Here is a 20,326-nt window from a genome sequence, read left to right on the forward strand (position 1 = left end):
GGTATTTGAACACCATATCTCTAAATAACTTATTAAAAGTGAGAGGAATAAGCTGAATTAAACTCGTATTTCCCATCCTTTTTCATACTCTCTTCCCCAGAGCTTATTAGCCTCCAAATCGTTGAGAATACGGCCGCTTCCCGGATCGATTTGTAATGAATGACCGACGCGCTGAGCGATATTACCCAATTGTACTAGCTGGGTACTGATACAGGCATCTACAATTCCGGAGTTTAACTTAGTACCTTTGCGGATAGCATCAAACCAGTTCCGGAAGTGGAAAGAGTCCAGCTTTTCTGAAGGATTCAGGAGATTTCCGGTTTCAAACTTCAAATCACTCTTTACCTCCTTGATCGTTTTGCCTTTGATATCTGCTATCTTATATTCGTTACCACCACCAATAAAAAGAGTGCCCGTATCTCCATAGAATGCAGTACCGACTCCATATCCGTCTACCGGCATCGTATTGCAACTACGTCCCTCCCAGGAGAAAGATGCTTCGTCGCCAAACTGGAAAGTGATAAGCTGTGTATCCGGCGTCTGCCAATCATCCTGAAAACGATAACGTCCTCCGATTGAATCTACTTTGGTTGGATAATCCACACCTAGTCCCCAGCGAAGCATGTCGACAAAGTGAGTACCGTTATTTAAAGCTTCTCCAGTTCCCCAGTTCCAGAACCAGTGCCAGTTGTAATGAATGAAGTTATCCTTGAAATCGGGTACACGAGGGGCAGGGCCTTGCCACAAATCCCAGTCCAGATAATCCGGTACGGGAATGACTTTACCTGTTCCGATAGAAGGACGGTTGTTGACATACCATGATTTGGCATATCTCACTTTTCCGATGGTGCCGGACTTGATTTCCTCCATCGCTTTGATTACATTCGGGAATGATCTGCGTTGATTGCCAACCTGAACGATTCGATTGTATTTTAAAGTGGCTCTAACCAACATTTCATTTTCTGCCGGATTGTGGCTGGTTGGTTTTTCCAGATAAACGTGTTTGCCGGCTTGCATAGCCATAATGGCTGCCTTAGCATGCCAATGGTCCGGAGTGGCGATTACTACTGCCTCAAACTCATTGGATTCTAACATTTTGCGTATGTCTTTTTCTCCTTTTGGAGTCCGTCCGGTCAGTTTGTGAATCGCAGCTTGGCATTTTTCAAGTGCTCTTGAGTCTACATCGCAAATGTAAGTTACTTCACAATCGGGTTGTTTGGCAAATCCTTGCGCGAGAGCACTGCCTCTGGAATTTACGCCAATAACTCCGATACGTATTTTCTCATTAGCTCCCAGAATATCTTGATATCGGCTGGAACCAAACCCTGGAAGTATGCTTCCTAAAGAAAGTGCAGCTGTACCTGCTACTGTTTTTTTGATGAAATCTCTTCTTGTTGTCATAGTATCTATTTTTCTCCAAAATTAGGTTGTTATTAGGATATGTGAATGAGTATTTCCGTCAATTCTCCCTCAAAAAACGTAAATTTCTTATTTTTTTCTTCGGAAAAGACGGATCAGGATGCTAAGAATTCCCCGGGGAATCCATAGGATGAAATAAATGAAAATGCTGATGACAATCACATATCCGATTTGAGAAATTACTTCGATCCATGGTCGGGAATAGACAATGATTGCAATAACATTGACGATAAACGCAAGTATGAAACTTAGAAGATAGATATTTCTTTCTCGTTTCAGCTTTTGGGATGTGATGATAATATCTTTCATGGTTTAGAATTTCATATAAGGTATTTTATATTCGTCAGGAAAGAATATGTGGCGTTGTTCTTCCATGGCCTGATTTCCAAGTAAACAAAGAACCGTTGAACAATATGCTTCTTCAACTATATTCTGTGCTTTCTCTCCGGTGATACATGACTGGCAGAAAGAGGACAGGATAATGTCCGAACCGTCTTTGTCTGCTCCGATCATACTCAATCCACTGTTTACGTGGATATCTCCATCAATGATAAAGTGTGGTGTATACTCCATTTTTGTTTCTGGTCTCCAACTAGGACCTGCTGTCGGGATAGCGGCAAAGACCTTGTCTTTTACCTGGTCAATCAGTTGCCGGATACCCGAAGTTAAATGATCTTCTTCCAGATAATAAATACCTTTTGCCATTTCCACGGTTCCTTTACTTCCCAGAATTTGGTCTTCCATTCCGTTGAACTTATTGGAAATCAATGATTCGTATGCAATCTTAACTCCATCCGAGTATCTGTAAGTGACATTGACGCTATCATAAACCTCTCGTCCATCTTTCCAGTATACAATGTCACCCATTCCCATAATGGATTCCGGCATTTTCTTGGCTGCCCAGTTACAAACTTCCAACTGATGGCATGCTAATTCCGTCATTAATCCTCCGGAGCTCTCTTTGTATAATCTCCAGTTAATCTTGCGTTCCAGCTCTGGTGAAGGAACCGGACGACGCCAGTCTGCATTACGGAACCAGTGACAGCGAAGACCTACCACATCTCCGATGAGACCGGAATGGATCATCTGCATTCCCTTGATGTACTTCTCGTCATACATTCGCTGCATACAAAAGTAGAGAACCTTGTCTGACTGGTTGTAAGTGTCATAGATAGCTTTGCACTCGTCAAGAGTACGTGCCATTGCTTTCTCGCAAAAGACATGTTTGCCGACAGCTAATGCGTCCAATACAATAGGTGCATGCCAGTTTAGTGGTGTGGATATGATGACTCCATCGATGTCTTTCGATTCCAGTAGTTTGCGGTAATCCGTATATGACTTTGCATCCGGACAAAGTTCCAATGCTTGTTGAAGATTGGGTGCATAATTATCACATACGGCAACAATTTGTGCATGAGGTATTTCTTTGAGGTTATGGATGTGGTATTGTCCTCTGGACCCGGTACCAATCAAAGCGATTCGTGCTTTCTCATGCTTGATCTCTTGTAGTTTCTCCGGAGTACAGGAAGTCAGCCAAGGGGTGGTCGCCAATAATGCGGTTCCTCCGGCAACGTATCCCAGGCTTTTGATGAATTGTCTGAGTCCTAAGTCTACTCCTTTTTCTTTATGTTCTTTCATATCATAAATTGTATAGGGTTGCTTGTATATTATTGAACTTTTCTGAAATCTTTTTTTGTTCCTGTTCATTGGCAATCATCCAGACCGTACTAAGAACTTCGGCTTCCAACGGGTCGGGGGACAGGATAGAACTTGCTTTTCGTTGTTCATTAAATATGCCTGTAAGCGGATTCATAATGTGTCCGGTATATTGTAACGTATTACCGGAAGTGGATAATGTTGTATCCTGCAGATCGAATTCTTTTAGAAGAGACTGATTGTACGGGTTCAGAAAACTGACTTTCCAACAATCTCCATAAGGATGATGTCCCATACCCAGGATCGAACTGTTTCCAAAATTAGCAAATGCATCACTAATATTCTCCTGTTCAATGAATTCTCTTATTTTTTTCAAAGCATATCCTTTGGCAAAACCTCCAAAATCAAGTGAAATATCAGGAGATATAAAGGAGATGCATGAATATTCATGAAGTTGTATTCTGGAGAAGTTTTTTAATGTAATGTCGAATAAGTGTGAAGTGGTCTCATAATAGTATGAGCAAAGCTGTAAGATTGATTCCATCTCTTTGCTGATTTGAATCTTGCTTTGAGAAGCATGATTATTAATCTTGGAAACTTCACTATGAGGATCAAAACGATTTAATATTTTATTCAATCGCTCCAGCTCATAGGTGATATCTGCCCAAAGTGTATTCAATCGGTCGATATCGGAATGAATGAGCAGGATATCGAATCGGGTCCCCATGATATGAGGAATGAAGCCATGAAACATGGCTTCATTTTCATAATATTTGCATCTTGTTTCTAACACCTATTGTTTTGTTTATTTGTTTCCTTTCTTTGCCATTTCTACAGCAGTAGTAGTAATGTAATATTTAGCTAGTGTATTTTCATTTTCCCATTTCGGCGTATCCTGATTGTGTACATAATGCAGGAAAGCCTTTGCCACTTTGCTGAAATGTTCTTCGTGTCCTAATCGTTTTTCCTGTGGTATGTCAATCAGATAAGTTCCATTCTTTTTGTTTTTGACAGATAAGAACGGATAAGTTATTTGAAGCTGTTCCACTGTTTTTTGCAATTGAGCTTCAAATGTCCGATTGTCAATGTCCGATTCTTTCTGTATATATAGCTCTTTTACAAATCCATTTTTTTTATCCTGAACGATTTTTAAAGTGGCTTTACTTCCTTTCTTTATGGAAGTAAATGTATCTCCTCCGTTGGTGGGTGGAGTATAATTCCATGTGACTTTCATTCCTATACAAATCCCTTTAACGGTATAGTTGAGACTTCCGTTTGCCATCACCTCCAATACATCGTTTTTTATGTATCGGTTAAGATAAGCGGGAAAAGAATCGATTTGTGTCGATTGACTGAACTCTGCTAATGTAATTGGAGTTGGCCAGTGTTTGGCGGCATTCACAGTGACATCCGATAGATAATGAATCGTTTCATCAGGAAAACATTGCCAGTTGATGAGGTCGATCAGATGTGTTGTAACATCTGCAATGCCTTCTCCTTGTTGCTCTACATCATAATACCATGCCGGGCGAATTAATGGTTTGCCGGAAACAGTCTTGAAAAAATGATGTACGCTTTCCATTATGACAGATGGATTGTCCGGTGAACCTTTTTGTAAATTTCCGAATAATTCCGTCTGATGCAAAAGCTCTTTTTCTATGATATTGAGGATATCATATCGTTCCGTCATCAGATCGTATAAAAGAAGATTCTTTTTTTGGGCGAGTTGATAGGCTTCTGTCAATAACTTGAAATCCTGTAGATTGATAGCCAGTGGCTTATCGGCAAGGACATGATATCCGGCTTTGATAGACTCCATGATATAGCGCGTCTTTTTCTGATTGTTTCCAGCCAATACTACTACATTACCTTTATGATCGGCAAGCATTTTCTGGAGATAGTCATCTCCGGTATATACTTGTTTTTTCCATGTCGTAGGAGATTCTGCCCGCTGGTTATAAGAATCAATGCTTTCCAGATATTGATTGACGCCTGTTCCTTCGGGGGCATATATCCGGATGGTGTCACTGACATCTGTCAACGTCTCTTTTTGAAGCAGGCTGGCATGGAAATGTCCGGGATCGAGTACAATCAGATCTATTTTATGATATCCGCTTATATCTGCTTCATCGGTAGTCTGTCTTTTAGATAAAGAGCATGAGGCAACCACCAATAAAAACACTAAAAATCTAATGTTGTATGCGAGTTTCATCCTTTTATTTCTTATTATAAACCTTGACTAATTTCTGTGCATCTTTCCAGCCTTTCTGATACGCTTCTTTCAGTGTAATAATCTTGCTATTTTGCTCTTTACTCATATTAGAGGCTTTCATAAAAGTGAAGATTTCAATCGTTTCTTCTTTTGAAATAGGTGGAACTCCGGTTCGGAAGAATATTAATATTTGTTCAAGGAGCACTTTATATCCCTGATATCCTCCAACGGCTATTGCGCCTTTCGAGGTAAAAGCTGTCCCTCCGTAAATTTGCGGTCCTTTGGTGATTCCTCGGAATGTGCCGATTCTTCCATCCTTCCAACGTCCCACTACAATATCCCCTTTGTCGGAAGACATGCGATTGACGGATTCGCATCCCGTACCCATGACTGTATACAGAGCCTCAATTCCATGGATTCCATAAAAACCGAAATCTGGATGAGTGGGTTCCACTTTATGTGGAGAATAGCAGTCAGCTCCTAAGATTTGCCCTAGTTCACTGTTTCGTAGTTTTTGATTTTGAGGAGTAAACCGCAAGGCAGAGGATGAGAAGATTGGTATATTGTATTTTTCCGCCATCTCATAGATAGCAATGGCATCTCCTAATGTAGCTCCGATAGGCTTGTCTATATAGCAGATTTTACCGGCTTTGAAGACCTCCATTGCTTGCTCCAAGTGAAGCCGTCCGTCATTCGTTTCTAGAAGTACGCAATCCACTTTTTCCAATAAGTCTGCTATGGAAGAGGTGATTTCTACTCCTTGTGCCTTTACTTTTTCAATATATCCGGGAATACGTTCATAACTGGATTGAATTGTTTTAGAACCATATGGATAGGCGGCTACTACCCGGAAATCTTTAGAAAATGTTTCGTCCGAGCTGCTATTGATCAATTCAGTAAAAGCGGTAGAATGGGAGGTGTCCAAACCGATAATTCCTATTCTCATTACTTTTTGTGCGTATATACTGGTACTGATCATCAGCAATACAAAGAAAAGAGTGATTCTGTTTTTCATGATTGGTTATAGATTTATCTGTTCTGCACTTTCGGTGTCCAAATATAGCGAAGATTTTTCTTTTCTTCGCAATATACTTGCTGGACATTTTTCTGAAATTTCACCGTAAATGGCTCGATATACCGCATGAGCTTTATTCTTGAAAGGAACAATACAAAACATCCATTCGGCCTTTAGTAAAGCAGGTATTGTTAGTGTCAAAGCTTCTTTAGGTACTAAATCTAGTCTTTCGAAGCATTTTTCGTTAACTTGCTGTTGGCGGCATACCGGATCAAGTTTTACGATTTTCACCAGTTTGGGATCATTGAAATCGGCTACATCCGGATCATTGAAAGCAATATGTCCGTTTTCTCCGATACCCAGGCAAACAATGTCTACTGGATATTTAGTAAGCAGATCGGCATATCGTTTGCATTCCTCTTCAAGACTCTCTGCGAGTCCATTCAGGTAGTTCACCTTTTTGAAAGGAACTTTGTCAAAGATACGAATACGGAGGAAATGCCCGAAACTTTGTGGCGCGTCCGGATGAATACCTATGTATTCATCCATATGGAAGGCGTTGATTCTGGTCCAATCTATTCGCTTATCATGGATTAGATGATTTAAAAATTCGTCTTGTGAAGGAGCGGCGGCAAAGATCATATTGATTTCAGCCTTTTCTTCCAAGAGCTTGCAGATTCTGTCAGCTACTTCCTTTGCGGCTTCATTGCCCATTTGTTGGAGAGTGGGGTAAATTTTAATGGTTAATAGCTCTTGTTGAAATACTTTGGTTTCAGATTCATTTACTATAGATAACATGGCCTTCTGATATTGTGTTAATAACATTGATTTGATTGTCGAAAATGATAATGTCAGCATCTTTACCTGCTTCAAGAGAACCTTTTGATGCGTCAATGTGTAAAATGCGGGCAGGGGTGAGTGTCATCATGCGGATAGCATCGGTGAGGGGGATGCCAGCTAATTGTACCATGGTTCTAACTAAACGGTCAGTGGTGGCTACACTACCTGCAAAAGCAGAACGATCCGGCATTTTTGCAACGCCATCTTCAATAATAACTTTTTGTCCGTTAGTCAGGCTTCCTAGAATGGACTCTCCATCTGGCATTCCAGCGCCTCGCATAGCATCGGTACAGAGTGCGGTTTTGTCAGGTCCTTTGAATTTATAAACAAATTGAAGGAGCGGCTTGGGGAGATGTATACCGTCAGCGATGATTTCGACTGTTATATCATCAATCAAATAGGCAGCTTCCACTACTCCTGCATGTCGAAAAGCATTTCTGCGTGTTACGGATGACATGGCCGAATATAAGTGAGTTATATGAGTATATCCGGCTTTGTTTGCTTTTTCCACCTCTTCATAGGTTGCGTCAGTATGTGCAATGGAAGGGAGGATATGCTGTCTTTGCAACTCTTCCCCCATTTCGATAGCTCCTTCCAATTCTGGCGCAACGCTCCAGCGTACAATATCCTGTGAGATATTTATAAAATGGTTATATTCTTTCGGACATGGTTTTTTAAGATAATTAGGGTCTTGTGCTCCACACTGGGAAGGTGAAAAATAAGGACCTTCAAGATGTATACCTATAAATTTAGCACCTTTATTATTCAGAACTTTCGCTTTTTTATAAATAGTAAAAGTATTCATTAACTCTTCATCGGTGCAGGTCAGAGTTGTAGGCACCATAGCTGTTGTTCCATACTTCGCATGAACTTCCGCTATTCTTAGAAATGCCTCTACTGTTCCGTCCATGAAATCATGTCCGCCACCTCCATGAACATGCATATCGATAAAACCAGGAGATACATATTGTTGTTTGGCATCTATTATTTGGTCGTCTGGGTTTATCTCAAGCATTTTGTCGGCAAGGATTTGTTCGATCTTTCCGTTTTTGCAAATCAATGCCTTGCCCGTATCTATGCGATCAGGAAAGATGAGTTGTCCGTTTAGAATGATTAGTCTCTTCATTTTATATTGTTTGAGGTTTATTCATTTGTTTTTTATCTCCATGAAGTGATTTTGTGTCCTTTGACAGCAAAGAATACAAGATAAAGGAAGCAGGGGATTAATACCCAATAGCCGATACATAAATCGTATATTTCAGCAAAATGACCATAAACTAACGGAAGGATTGCATTTCCGCAGAGTCCCATGATTAACAGTGAGGAACCTGTTTTGGTAAACTTTCCCAAGCCATGAATGGATAACGGCCAGATACCTGCATAAATCAGTGCATTTGGGAAGCCTAATGCATTGAGAAAAAAGATGGAGGCATTGGCTTGATGGCCGAAAAGGGTTACATTAAAGTCGGCAAATACAACTCCGAATGAAAGGAATAATCCTAGTACTGTACATATAATCAGTGCGTTTTTCTGTGAGATATATTTAGGAATTACGATGATCCCTAATATATAGCCGATCATCGTACATGCCAGAGTATATGAGGGAAATGCTTTTGCCTCCAATAGATCCATGCCCATGGAATTGGCATAATTGATGATGGTATCAATGGCTATTACTTGTGTTCCTACGTGAAAGAAGATAGCCAATGCGCCTAAAATAAGGTATGGAAAACCAAAAATGTTTTTCTGATTACTATGACCGCTTTCTTTTTCGTCTGTCGCGTTCTGTTCATCCGTATTAATTTCGGGTAAGACAGAATATCGAATGACGATACCCGCTAATAAAAGTAGTATTCCTAGTATAGTGTACGGAACGATGACACGTTGTATCAGTTCGTCAAGCATAACACTTTGGGTTATAGTGTCCAGTGTACCCGATTCTATCAGGGCAAAAAGTTCGCTGTCATCAGCTTTTAGAATCAATGCGGCGAAAATGAGAGGAGAAATAATTCCGGCAAACTTGTTACATATACCCATGATACTGATACGGCGGGCAGCGCTGTCAATCGGACCAATAATGGTTACGTACGGATTAGCTGCCGTTTGCAGGATTGCCAGACCTGTTCCTATGGAGAACAAACCGATCAGGAAAATTTCGAATTGTCGAGCTAAAGCGGCTGGAACAAATATGAAGGCTCCTAATGCGGTTAACATAAAGCCATACATGATTCCTCGTTTGAAGCCTACTTTCTTTAATAGTATCCCTGATGGAACAGCCATCACAAAATAGGCAATGTAGAAAGCAAATGCTACAAAGTAGGATTCGAAATGTGTAAGTTCGCAGGATATACGGAAATAAGGAATGAGTATGGAGTTGACCCAGGATACAAATCCAAAAATAAAGAACATTCCGGCTAGAATGGCTATTGAGATGTAGTAGGTTTTTTTTTCGTTTGATAGGTTCTTATTTTTCATAGTAACTGTGTTCTATTGAGTAATTATTTAAAGCAAAAGTATGCTTTCTTTGGTTTATGGATTGATGAAAAAGCGAAAAATCATATTCAAAAAACGTATTCTTATCAAGTATTATTTTATAAAATCATTCTGTAGCTCTTTGTATATGCTTTTCATTTGCCAGACATCCATACTAATAAGAGTAGCATCTCTTCCTTGTGATTTTAGAGAAATCCCTACACTTTCTTTTTTGCCTGGATAAACTCGGGTTGTTACTACTTGTTTGTCATTAACAAAGATTTCAATAATACTTTTGTCTATAAATATATGTAACTTAAGCGTTTCGTTCGGCTTAAGATATACAGGAGCAAGTTCTGGTGCTCTGGATATTACATCCGGGAGTATGGAAGAGTGGGCGGTTTCAAGTGAAATCAAACTCCATCTTTGATTTTTCAGTGCAGGATTTGTTCTGACTAAGTCAACTCCTCTATCTTTGAAAAATTTGATAGAAGTAAATTCCTCTTTATCAGGTGAACGTAGAACATTCATTTCTATCATTGGTGAAGATTTTATATTGATCTCAGCTTTGATTTCAAGTGCATTTCCCTGTATGTTATCGATTATGATTTCTTTGTTTGCCGGTAGATGGGTCTTATCTATATGTTGATGGTGGGTACGGAGTGATTTATAATCTCCATAAGGTTGTATGTTGATTGTGTCACATTTGTCTAATGTGAGTTTTCTCGGAAGTGTTGTAATACCTCTCCAGCCGGGAGATTTTTTGCCTGTATGCATGTTATGTATAACTATAACTCCTCCTTTGCCATCACTTGTTGCGCTTGGAGCATGTACCCCTCCGGGGAGAAAAGACATGAAGTTGAAACGTCCGTGAAATGTTGGATAAAAACAATGTTCTTCTTTATCGTAGTCTCCTAATAAATACTGGCTACCGGTTGTATGGCTAAAAAATAAAAAGATGTATCTGTTTCCTATTGGCCAAAAGTATGGACATGAAGCATCCTCTCCTGGTGGTAAGAAACATTCATTTTTCATGAAGTTATGTTCGTATTTCCAGTTTTTTAAGTCTTTTGAAGAGAAAAGAGAAGTTGATCGCATCGCTTTGTTACCAGGACCTGTATTTGTCCGTCCTCCCGTCACGGCATAGTATATGCTGTCTTCTTTCCAAATGGCAGGGTCAAACACATAGTATGGCAGAGTCTCTCCTGATTTTACTCTTGGAATGGCCGGTGTTGCTACCTTTTCCCAGTTTAGTAATAACGGATCGTTGGATGTAGCCACAATATCTCCTAAGTCAACTCCATAATACATAGCTATGACTTTGTCTTTTTCGGCTAGGGTGGCACCGGAATAACACATGTTTTCCGGGCTGGGATATAAAGCTATGGGCAGATCTTTCCAGTGAATTAAATCATGACTGACTGCATGTCCCCAGTGTTGTCTAAAATCTTTAGAGGGCAAATATTGATAAAATAAATGCCAATTCCCCTGCCAATAGCATAAACCGTTAGGATCGTGCAAAATACTTTCCGGACTAGAAAAGTGATAGATTGGTCTGTAGGGGTTGTTCTTCCATTCTTCCCGGCATTCGTTTAAATATTGTACGAAAGAATCTTTTTCTAGTTCTCTTAATTGATCTTTAAGATTGTTGGAAAAGTTTTTTTGTAATATCTTTGATTTGGGATAAGATGCCTGTTGAGCATAACATCCTATTGCAAGGAATATCGTACAAAATAGAAACGTGTAAATATTAACTCTGATCATTTTTTTTGATTGTTGATTTTATCTAACTGGTTCTCCAGTCTCTTTAGGGGTAAAAGGATCTGAATAGTAGATATGATCTTTCTTATATAAATCAAATTGTTTTTTTAGACGTATATTGAAAGAATTGATATTCTTATTCATTTCTTTTGTCCATGCATTTTCAGCTAGCGCTGCTATCCGAGGAAATAGCATATAATCGAGTCTGTCCTCTGTTTCAATACGCTCTGTCCATAGATTAGCTTGTATTCCTAGTATGTTACAATTTTTAGGATATTTGACTGGTATATCTTGTGGACTGAAAGAATATACTTTCTGATAAGAGTTGCATGAAAATTTTCTCCAGTCAACCCCATGTACTTGTAAAGTGTCTTGTGCATAATCAAGATACATTGGTAATCGTGGACATAATACAATATTAAATTTTCTAGCTAATGATTTCTGGAGTTGTTCAGGTCTATTCTGTCTCCAGAAAAATACGATGGTATGTTCAGGAGATAATTGGGAATCAGCAACTTCGTCCCAAGCTGCAACTTTGTTATGAATAAGCAGAAGAGAATCAGCCATCCTTTGAAAAAAGTAATTTTCTACGTCTTTTAAATTCTTCATTTTTTCATGTTTCATCAAGTCTTGGATATCCTTGTTAGTATTCCAATCCTGATTGCCATAATGTACTTCATCTCCTCCAAGGTGGATTACTTGCGAGGGGAACAGCGCATCTACTTCTTTTAGGATGTCCGTTAAATAAGTGTATACGGAATCTTTCCCGGGATTAAAGGTATATCCAGGATATTTAGGAGAACCGCCACCGCTAAATTCCGGATATGCTTTAGAAGCTGCAGATGCATGTCCCGGCATATCGATTTCAGGTATAATGTGGATGTTTCGTTCTAGAGCATAAGTTACGATTTCTTTTATTTCTTCTTGTGTGTAGAATTGAGCAGGAGTGTATTCTTCTCCATAATTGCCGATTCCTCCTATGAGGGCTAGTTTGGGATATTTTTTTATTTCTATTCTCCAACCTTGGGAATCGGTTAGATGCCAATGGAACCTATTTAGTTTATAAAGGGCCATCCAGTTTAAAATCTGTTTTACTTTTTTTATACCCCAGAAATGACGGGCCTCATCTAACATAAAACCTCTCCAGGCATATAAAGGGTTGTCCTCTATTTCCCAGCACTCGATAGGTACAAGGGGGGCTTGTTGCGTGGATAATCTAGTTAATTGAATTAGAGACATGATACCATTTATCATTCCGCTTGGTTGTTCGGCTGTAATAGTTATGTCTTTGGTATGCATTTTTAAAGAATATCCTTCTGTTTTGAATTTATAGCCTTTCTTGAGTTTTATAATATTGTATACTATGTTTGAATTCTGAGTTTCTTTATCAGGAAGTGTGCTTACGGCGATTGAAGTATATCGGAGAAGCTCTTTCTGTAAAAGGTAAGCTTGAGGTTCAAACTCTTCGTTATATACAATAACACATCTGTTTGATAGTTGGAATGTTTCATTTATCCTACTACTGTTTTGTGGACATGGAATTAGAGGACAAGTATTCTGTCCACGTATGATGGTAGTATTTAATATGTTTCCAATGAGAAATAATATTAGAAGAATTTTATTCATGTTTTTATCGGATAAAATGAAGAATATTACAGTTTAATATAAATGAGTTAAGATTCCATTTATATTAAACTGTAATTAAAGAATGTTCTGTTATTTCGTTTCTGTTAAACTGATGTCATCTAGATTGACTAATGTTTTCAGTGTCTTTTGTGCACTGTCTATCTCCGGTACAATGTTGAAAAATATGGCACATTTTTCAAAACTTTTACCTGGATTTTTCTGGATAATATCGGGAAGATCAAAAGTGATATTATATTCTTTCCAACCTTCTGTTTTCTCTAACGTGATAACTTTTTCATACGTATAGTCTGTATTTGCGTTTGCTCCTGTTGAGGACACAATTCCCACGACTATTTTTTCTGCATGGTTTATATTTGCAGCAACATTCGTTGTACCCCAAACAAGATTTGGACGATAATAGAAAAATTGTAGTTTGTATTTTTTGCTGTCATCCAGGGATAAACGTTGTGCAACTCCCTGAAGGTGTTCTAAATTATTGGCATGACTGCTATATTTAGCTGCATCAGCATTAGCTGCAGTATAAATAACTACAGATTTGTTCCCAGAATGTGAGATTGGTGTCCCGCCACCTGCATAGGTAATAGATGTATCATCAATATAGGTAAACCAGAACCATGAGTTATTGTTACATCTATGGAACCAGACATTATCAGGAACAGTAATGGCACCATCTGCTGTAGGAAATGTTTTTTGTGCTGTAGTATCAAAGAAACCGCTAAGCCTTAGAGGGCGGACAAGTTCGTTTGTATGTACAACGGGGGCTATGGAAGATGGCTCTATCTTATCCTCAAATCCGCCATTTGTAATTAGGTTATCAGTAGCAGGCTTTTCTTCTTCGGGTAATGTCTTGTCGATAATATTTTTATGATTTTCGTAGAAAGTTTTTGTAGCCTTCATGATACCTAAGTTTTCACTATATTCGATAGGGTCATTTTTTTGGCAATTACCGATAATGACAATACCATCACATCTTCGGTACAAATATTCAAGAGCATTCAACCAGGTAGCTTCCTTGATTGGCTTGTATGCATCGGCAAAAGCTTCATAGTCTTCTGGTATAGTTCCTGTCTTGTTGAAATAATTAGTCATGATACAGGCGAATATTTTCTTGTTTGGATTGTTCCACTTAGCTTCTTCCAGAATTGCGGAGCAATCTTGTTTCCAGGTATCCAAATCGTCATTGATGATTGTAACTTCAGGATATAATACATCCGCATATTCCCTGATTCCTCTCATGGGTTCTACCGCGTATCTCTGCCATGAGTCATTTCTTTGAAAATCAGATTGAGTATAGTTGGTGACTCTGAGAGAGGTGAGACTTGTGGGACCAACACCACGATACCCGATTGTAACTTTTGAGTTATTATCTTTGAATGTGCTATATACAGTTTGGAAACGTGACATCATTGCACTATTATCTGTAGAACGGTCCGCATGCCATGTACTGATAGATATACAAACTGGATGTGTGGCATCAGTTGCTAAATTCTTGATCTTGTCGATGACAGGAGGATATACACTACCTTGCTTTTCTGTTTCGGAAACATTAGCTTCACTGATTACTGATATGGGTTGTATACCATAGCTTAATAGATTTGAAGGAGTATTCTGGAAATTTAATGAACCATATACATAGAATTCTGTAGGCTCTGATCCGCCATCATCGCCACCGCCTATCGGCTTGTCTAATTTAATGTTAGCTTTGTGCCGTTCGATAAATGTTTTTGTAGCACTATACATTGCCTGGACTTTTGTGTCATTCCACGCAACGTCAGTTTCACCATCTTCACCTTTTCCATTCGACCATATCACTGCTCCATCTAAATATGTATAACATCCTTCCAGTATCTTATCCCATTTTTCAGCAGGAATGAATTTCATATAGTCAGGATTGTTTTTGAGATTATAATATTGCGGCCAGATATATCCGATAATCTTTTTATCAGGAAATTTCTCTTTGATATATTCTACTGTCGTTTTCAAATCTTTCAGCCATTGATCTACGTCCGGAGTCATGATATATAATGAGGGATAAAGAACATCTGAAACTTCACCGGCAGAGAGCCTTCTTTCGCTGTTTTTCTTCCATAATTTAATAATCTCTTCTTCTGGTTCAGTTCTATTATATCTGAAAACATTTAAATCGCTCACAGGTATACCATAATTACCGACAGTACAACTGGGAATTTCTTTTTTAAAAGCGTCAAATACGGTTTTCAATCCGGTTTTAATTTCTTCATCGGTCTTGTTTGAATACCAAGCTTCAATGTCAGTGCTGACGGCTTGATAGTTGGATGTTTTTGTGATACTGATTTGAGTAGCAACTTTATCCATATCAATCTCTTCATTAGTTAACAAGAAAGCTTCATAAATTAAGCGTATGTTAGAGATCATATCCGATGTAAGATCCGGTTTATTTTTATAACTCATCGCATCGTAAACAACAAATTCTTTTGTTTCCGGAGTAGGTTCAATTTCCTCTTCTAAATAAGGAGGACGAATGGTGTCGTCACTACATGCAGTAATGAACAGCATGGCAGTGAATAGTAACATGGTCAACCATTTAATCTCTGATGTTTTCATATAGTTCTTGATTTTGTGATAAATTACTTAATAGCCAGGGTTGTTTTTCCAACCTCTGAGTTCGCATTGTCTTACAGGTATCGGGAAAAGATAATTCTCTTTATTAGCGTTTAATCTCGCTCCAATTGCTGCATTCTTGCCTATAGCCTCGTCTACTTTTTCTGTTCTTACCAATTGGAACCATCTTTTGAATTCAAATACATTTTCCCAGCCAAATTCATCGAATACCGCATCTGCAAATTTTTCTGGTGTTAAACCTGCATATTGATGACTTTGATCTCCAAATGCTCTGTCTCTGACTCTATTTAAACATTTATACGCAAGAGTGTTGGGGGAACCCTCTGCTTTATTGCTGGCTTCGGCATAAATTAGCAATACGTCTGCAAATCTGTAAATAGGAGTGAGACCTTCTGAAAGTGAACTACGTGTAGAGGTGTTTCCATCAATACCGTATGTTCCACAGCCTCCATAGTTCCTGTATTTCCGGATAAAAGGTGCGCCTATATCAAAGTCTTCCCAGTCAATCCGATTTCCTTTAGTATCCACGGTTGATGTAATATAGCAGAATTCTTTTCTTTTGTCATTAGGGAAGTTTTTGAAGAATACAGGATCACCTACATAGTCATACCAGCCATTTTCTTCTTTTCCAAGATAGGATATGCCGTATTGGCTTGGTAAATAAGACAGTGAATGCTGTAGTGCGAATATATGTTCAGTTTTATCCGTCTTTTTAGCGTTCATCCAAAGATCTTTATATTCACCGACCAGATCGTAAGGTCCGTTTTCGATGATATCTTTTGCAGTTTTAGCAGCTTCTGCATAATAATTTTCTTCTTTTAATGGCCATCCAGCCATGGTTATATATACGTCACTAAGCAAAGTCTTGGCGGCCCAGGTGGTTGGAGCCTGATTGTTATTGTCACGGCTTTGTAATGGTAGCAGGTTGATTGCATTACTTAAATCAGGAAGAATTATTCTTTCATAGATGTCTTTCACCGGTTTACGTGGCATATTACTACTCCCATCTATGTCTGTACTTGAGTTAGGGTCTGTAATAGCAGGAGCATCTCCCCAATATCTTACGATATAGAAATAGGATAAGGCTCTGAAGAAATAGGCTTCTCCTAAATACTTATTACTTATTTGGGTGTCGAGATTTTCGTTTTCATTGATTAGATATATTATATTATTTGCAGAGTATATTGTTTGATAAAAATATTTCCATAAATTTAGCACATCTGCATTATCTATTGGAACTTTTAGTTGATCGTCCAAAACATTCCTTACTTTGTCCAAAGCACCTGAAGTCATATCGTCACCAGCCAATGCGAGTGATGCCAACCGGCAGTTAAAGCCGAAATTTTCTCCCCATAAATCTTTGTAAAGCCCATTGGTCATGCTTTCAAGAGTTTGTTCTGTCAACTCGATGGTGGCAGGCGTTAATTTGCTTTGCGGTTCTTGCAATAAGTCTACGCAAGAAGTTAAAGAAAAACTTGTCAGAAGTATGAATATATATTTTTTCATTGTATTCTTGTATTTAGAATGAAACATTTAAGCCAAGTAGATATTCTCTTTGACTGGGATAAGTTCCCATATCAAGTCCGGGGCGTAGAGGGTTACTTATTGACAATTCAGGATCGTTTCCGGAATATTTGGTGATTGTACAAACATTCTTTATCGAAAAATATACTCTCGCTGCACTTAGATTTATTTTTGACAATAAACCTTTGGAGAAATTATAACCTAAAGTAATACTTTTCAATTTTACGAAATCTCCTTTTTCTATAAATGTAGATGATGCTACCGTTTCAGGGCTTGTTATAGCGTCCCGGTCCTTACCGAATCCGGCAATAATTGCATTCTCATTTTTGCCTGCAATCCAGCGTTCGGCTAATTCGGGGAATGGAGATAAGGAACTTGTAAGTCTGGCTCTTGGGTAATTGTAAATATCAAATCCATGAAAACCGATTAAGAAAATATTCAAGTCAAAGTTTTTATAGGTAAATGAATTATTCATTCCCCAATTGAATTTGGGTTGCCCGTTACCAATAATGACATAATCATCTGCATCTATAGTTCCACTATCGTCTTGATCAACGTATTTGTAAGAGCCGGGTCTTACTGTAGGAGAAGTTGGTTTTTTAATATCAGGGTTATTATACTCTTCGGTACTCCATACTCCCGTGGATTGAAGACCGTAGATTGCACCGATCGGTTCTCCTACAAAGTAACGATAGAATGAATTTCCCCATCCTGTGCCTATTTCCATGAAATCCGAATCTATATCTCCTAATTTTTCAATTTTAGCTTTATTGTGAGCCAATGAAATGTCGGCTTTCCAATAGAAGTCTTTTGTCGTAAGCGGAGTGATTCCCAAAGTAATTTCAAACCCCTTGTTGCTGATTTCAGCAGCGTTTCTTAGTCCGGATGATAAACCTGTATCTGCCGGGAGAACTACAGTATTAATGGCATCTTTTGTTTTTTTGTCGTAATAATCGAATGTGAATGAAATTCTGCCATTTAGAAAAGCAGCATCGACCCCATAGTTATGTTGATGTGTTTTTTCCCATTTTAATATAGGATTACCCGGGACAAGCGTATAAGCTATTTGGCCGTTTCCTATTGTTGCATTATATTGTGTATATGCCGAATAAACTGCTACTGCCTGGTTTCCGGAAACTCCATATCCATATCTTAGTTTCAATTGGTCTAAAGAATTAATATTTTTAAGGAATGATTCTTCTTTTAGATTCCAAGCCAGACTGAAAGAAGGAAAGTTATCCCATCTATGGTCGTAAGACAACAAGGAAGAACCGTCTCTTCTGAATGTTACTGTGGCCATATAGCGGTTCATTAAGACATAGTTGATTCGTCCGAAATACGATATGGCTGTTGTCTTGCTAACCTCATTGTCTTCTAGTTTGCTGGTTTCTGCCAACATCATATTTTTCCAGCCGATGCTTTCGGAAGTTAATCCTTCTGCAGTCTGCCTCATGATGTATGAACGTGATAGGCTTTCTTCTACACCAATAGTAGCGTTGATGCGATTATTTTTGTTTAGTTCCTTTGTATAGTTAAGTGTATTTGTCATGCGCCACCCCCATGAATTTGCATCATAATATGTAGCTAATGATTTTCCTTTTAGGAACCCATTCATACTTTGTTTGCTGCTTGTGGTTCCATAAAAACGGTTTCCTATATTTATTTGCTGTTCATTTCTGAATGTTAATCCGGGAATAATTTCATAACTGATATATGCCTGTAACCAGTTATTAAAAGTCATATCCTCGTTGTTATTCTTTTTTTGTTCATCAATGAAACCTATTGGATTGTAAATACCGGTATTGTCGATAGTTCCTTGGGTGAGGTTTCCTTCTTTATCATACGGAAGTACAGTTTGCGGAAATTGTTGTGCCAAAGTGAGTAGACTGTATTGTCCGGAGAAGTTATTTCCTGCAGCACTATTAATCATTCCATAAAAATTAGCTCCAAATTTTAGTTTTTTAGTGATATTAGCATCCACTTTTAAACGATAGTTCCATCTGTCATTTGTGGAATGGCCGGCAATTCCTTTATTATGAATATATTGAGTGGAAAATAAGAAGCTCATTTTATCATTTCCTCCTTTGATGCTGATGTCATGAGAATGGCTGATGGCATAATCATTGATGATATTTCCCATATAATCATAAGTATCATATCCATTGGTGAAATTAGTGATTTGTCTTTCTGTATATAGGTCTTTACCATAATATGCCTGATTCCAATCATTGGCCATACGGGCGAACTCATTTACGGGCATGATGGAAGGTTTGTCGGCTGGTGTTCCGGCAACAACATAACCATTGTAGTCTACTGATAATTTGCCCTCTTTAGGAGATTTTGTTGTAATCAAGATGACACCGTTGGCTCCTCTTGAACCATATATTGCTGTTGATGAGGCATCTTTTAGTACTTCAATAGATTTTATATCTGCGGGATTTATAGCACTGAGGTTACCACCAGGAAAACCATCGATAACGACTAATGGGCCACCGTCTGCTTTTATGGAGTTTACACCGCGGACACGTAGCGTAGGGGTAGCCCCTGCAGCTCCGGATGAGTTTACAATACTAAGCCCGGCAATGCGTCCTTGGAGTAAATCGGCTACTTGGGCCGCAGGCATTTTTTTTAGAGTCTCAGCTGCATTAATGGAAGATATAGCTCCGGTTAAGTCGGACTTTCGTTGTACTCCATAGCCAACCACTACGACTTCATCTAAATTGCTAGTTTCTTCATTCATCTTTACATTGATGACATTTCGACCTTGTATTTTAATTAGTTGTTCTTCATAGCCAATATATGAAAATCTTAGTGTTGCATTTGTGGAACTTATATTGAGAGAGTAGGTACCATTCATATCTGTGATGGTCCCATTTGATGTTCCGGTTTCCAAGATACTAACTCCAATAAGAGGGTTTCCTTGAACATCTTGTACGCTTCCTGTTATTTGCTTTCTACTCTGGGAATAAACAAAGGGAGTAAAAAGGAAAAAGAACATAAAGATGCATATCGGTAAAAAATTTATTCGTGATGCATCTCGCAGAATTTTGCTTTTCAATAGTTTTATTTTCATCTTGTATTAAATTTAAATTTGGCATTGCAGTTTATTGATTGGATATCCTAATAGTGCAAATATAGCTTGATATGTCAAGGTGTCGATTTGATTTTACGCAGACTAG

14 protein-coding genes are annotated in these 20,326 nt (G+C 38.5%); all 14 read right to left on the bottom strand.

Annotation, left to right across the window (positions count from 1 at the left end):
* Nucleotides 1–57 precede the first annotated feature (57 nt).
* Nucleotides 58–1,401 carry a Gfo/Idh/MocA family oxidoreductase gene (locus NXV01_RS06810; RefSeq protein ID WP_022199333.1) on the bottom strand — a complete coding sequence of 448 codons (1,344 nt, stop codon included), beginning with the start codon at nt 1,399–1,401 and terminating at the stop codon, nt 58–60.
* An 87-nt stretch (nt 1,402–1,488) separates the two neighbouring features.
* A complete protein-coding gene (locus NXV01_RS06815) occupies nt 1,489–1,728 on the bottom strand; it encodes a hypothetical protein (RefSeq protein ID WP_148364059.1) in 240 nt (79 codons plus the stop codon).
* 3 nt (nt 1,729–1,731) lie between these two features.
* Entirely contained in the window at nt 1,732–3,057 is a 1,326-nt protein-coding gene (locus NXV01_RS06820) for a Gfo/Idh/MocA family protein (protein ID WP_148364058.1), read from the bottom strand.
* 1 nt (nt 3,058) lies between these two features.
* A complete protein-coding gene (locus NXV01_RS06825; RefSeq protein ID WP_148364247.1) occupies nt 3,059–3,829 on the bottom strand; it encodes an FAD:protein FMN transferase in 771 nt (256 codons plus the stop codon).
* 51 nt (nt 3,830–3,880) lie between these two features.
* Entirely contained in the window at nt 3,881–5,287 is a 1,407-nt protein-coding gene (locus tag NXV01_RS06830; protein ID WP_148364057.1) for a putative oxidoreductase C-terminal domain-containing protein, read from the bottom strand.
* Nucleotides 5,288–5,291: 4 nt separating this feature from the next.
* The gene (locus NXV01_RS06835; RefSeq protein WP_148364056.1) at nt 5,292–6,302 is read right to left on the bottom strand and encodes a Gfo/Idh/MocA family protein; all 1,011 of its coding nucleotides are present in this window, start codon (nt 6,300–6,302) and stop codon (nt 5,292–5,294) included.
* Nucleotides 6,303–6,308: 6 nt separating this feature from the next.
* Nucleotides 6,309–7,100 (bottom strand): glucosamine-6-phosphate deaminase, encoded by a 792-nt coding sequence (locus NXV01_RS06840; protein ID WP_148364055.1) that lies wholly within the window; start codon nt 7,098–7,100, stop codon nt 6,309–6,311.
* Entirely contained in the window at nt 7,081–8,268 is a 1,188-nt protein-coding gene (nagA, locus tag NXV01_RS06845) for an N-acetylglucosamine-6-phosphate deacetylase (RefSeq protein WP_148364054.1), read from the bottom strand. The genes NXV01_RS06840 and nagA overlap by 20 nt, the downstream gene beginning before the upstream one ends.
* 32 nt (nt 8,269–8,300) lie before the next feature.
* Nucleotides 8,301–9,617 (bottom strand): sugar MFS transporter, encoded by a 1,317-nt coding sequence (locus NXV01_RS06850; protein WP_148364053.1) that lies wholly within the window; start codon nt 9,615–9,617, stop codon nt 8,301–8,303.
* A gap of 111 nt (nt 9,618–9,728) precedes the next feature.
* Nucleotides 9,729–11,378: a glycoside hydrolase family 32 protein gene (locus NXV01_RS06855; protein WP_148364052.1), complete on the bottom strand. Its 1,650-nt coding sequence runs from the start codon at nt 11,376–11,378 to the stop codon at nt 9,729–9,731.
* A gap of 18 nt (nt 11,379–11,396) precedes the next feature.
* Nucleotides 11,397–13,001 (bottom strand): beta-N-acetylhexosaminidase, encoded by a 1,605-nt coding sequence (locus NXV01_RS06860; protein WP_148364051.1) that lies wholly within the window; start codon nt 12,999–13,001, stop codon nt 11,397–11,399.
* A 90-nt stretch (nt 13,002–13,091) separates the two neighbouring features.
* Nucleotides 13,092–15,605: a hypothetical protein gene (locus tag NXV01_RS06865; protein WP_259022046.1), complete on the bottom strand. Its 2,514-nt coding sequence runs from the start codon at nt 15,603–15,605 to the stop codon at nt 13,092–13,094.
* Nucleotides 15,606–15,632: 27 nt separating this feature from the next.
* Nucleotides 15,633–17,129: a RagB/SusD family nutrient uptake outer membrane protein gene (locus NXV01_RS06870; protein ID WP_195470167.1), complete on the bottom strand. Its 1,497-nt coding sequence runs from the start codon at nt 17,127–17,129 to the stop codon at nt 15,633–15,635.
* Between the two features lie 13 nt (nt 17,130–17,142).
* The gene (locus tag NXV01_RS06875) at nt 17,143–20,220 is read right to left on the bottom strand and encodes a TonB-dependent receptor (RefSeq protein WP_259022047.1); all 3,078 of its coding nucleotides are present in this window, start codon (nt 20,218–20,220) and stop codon (nt 17,143–17,145) included.
* Nucleotides 20,221–20,326: the final 106 nt, after the last annotated feature.

The organism is Bacteroides sp. BFG-606 (genome assembly GCF_024788145.1).
GTDB lineage: Bacteria > Bacteroidota > Bacteroidia > Bacteroidales > Bacteroidaceae > Bacteroides > Bacteroides vicugnae.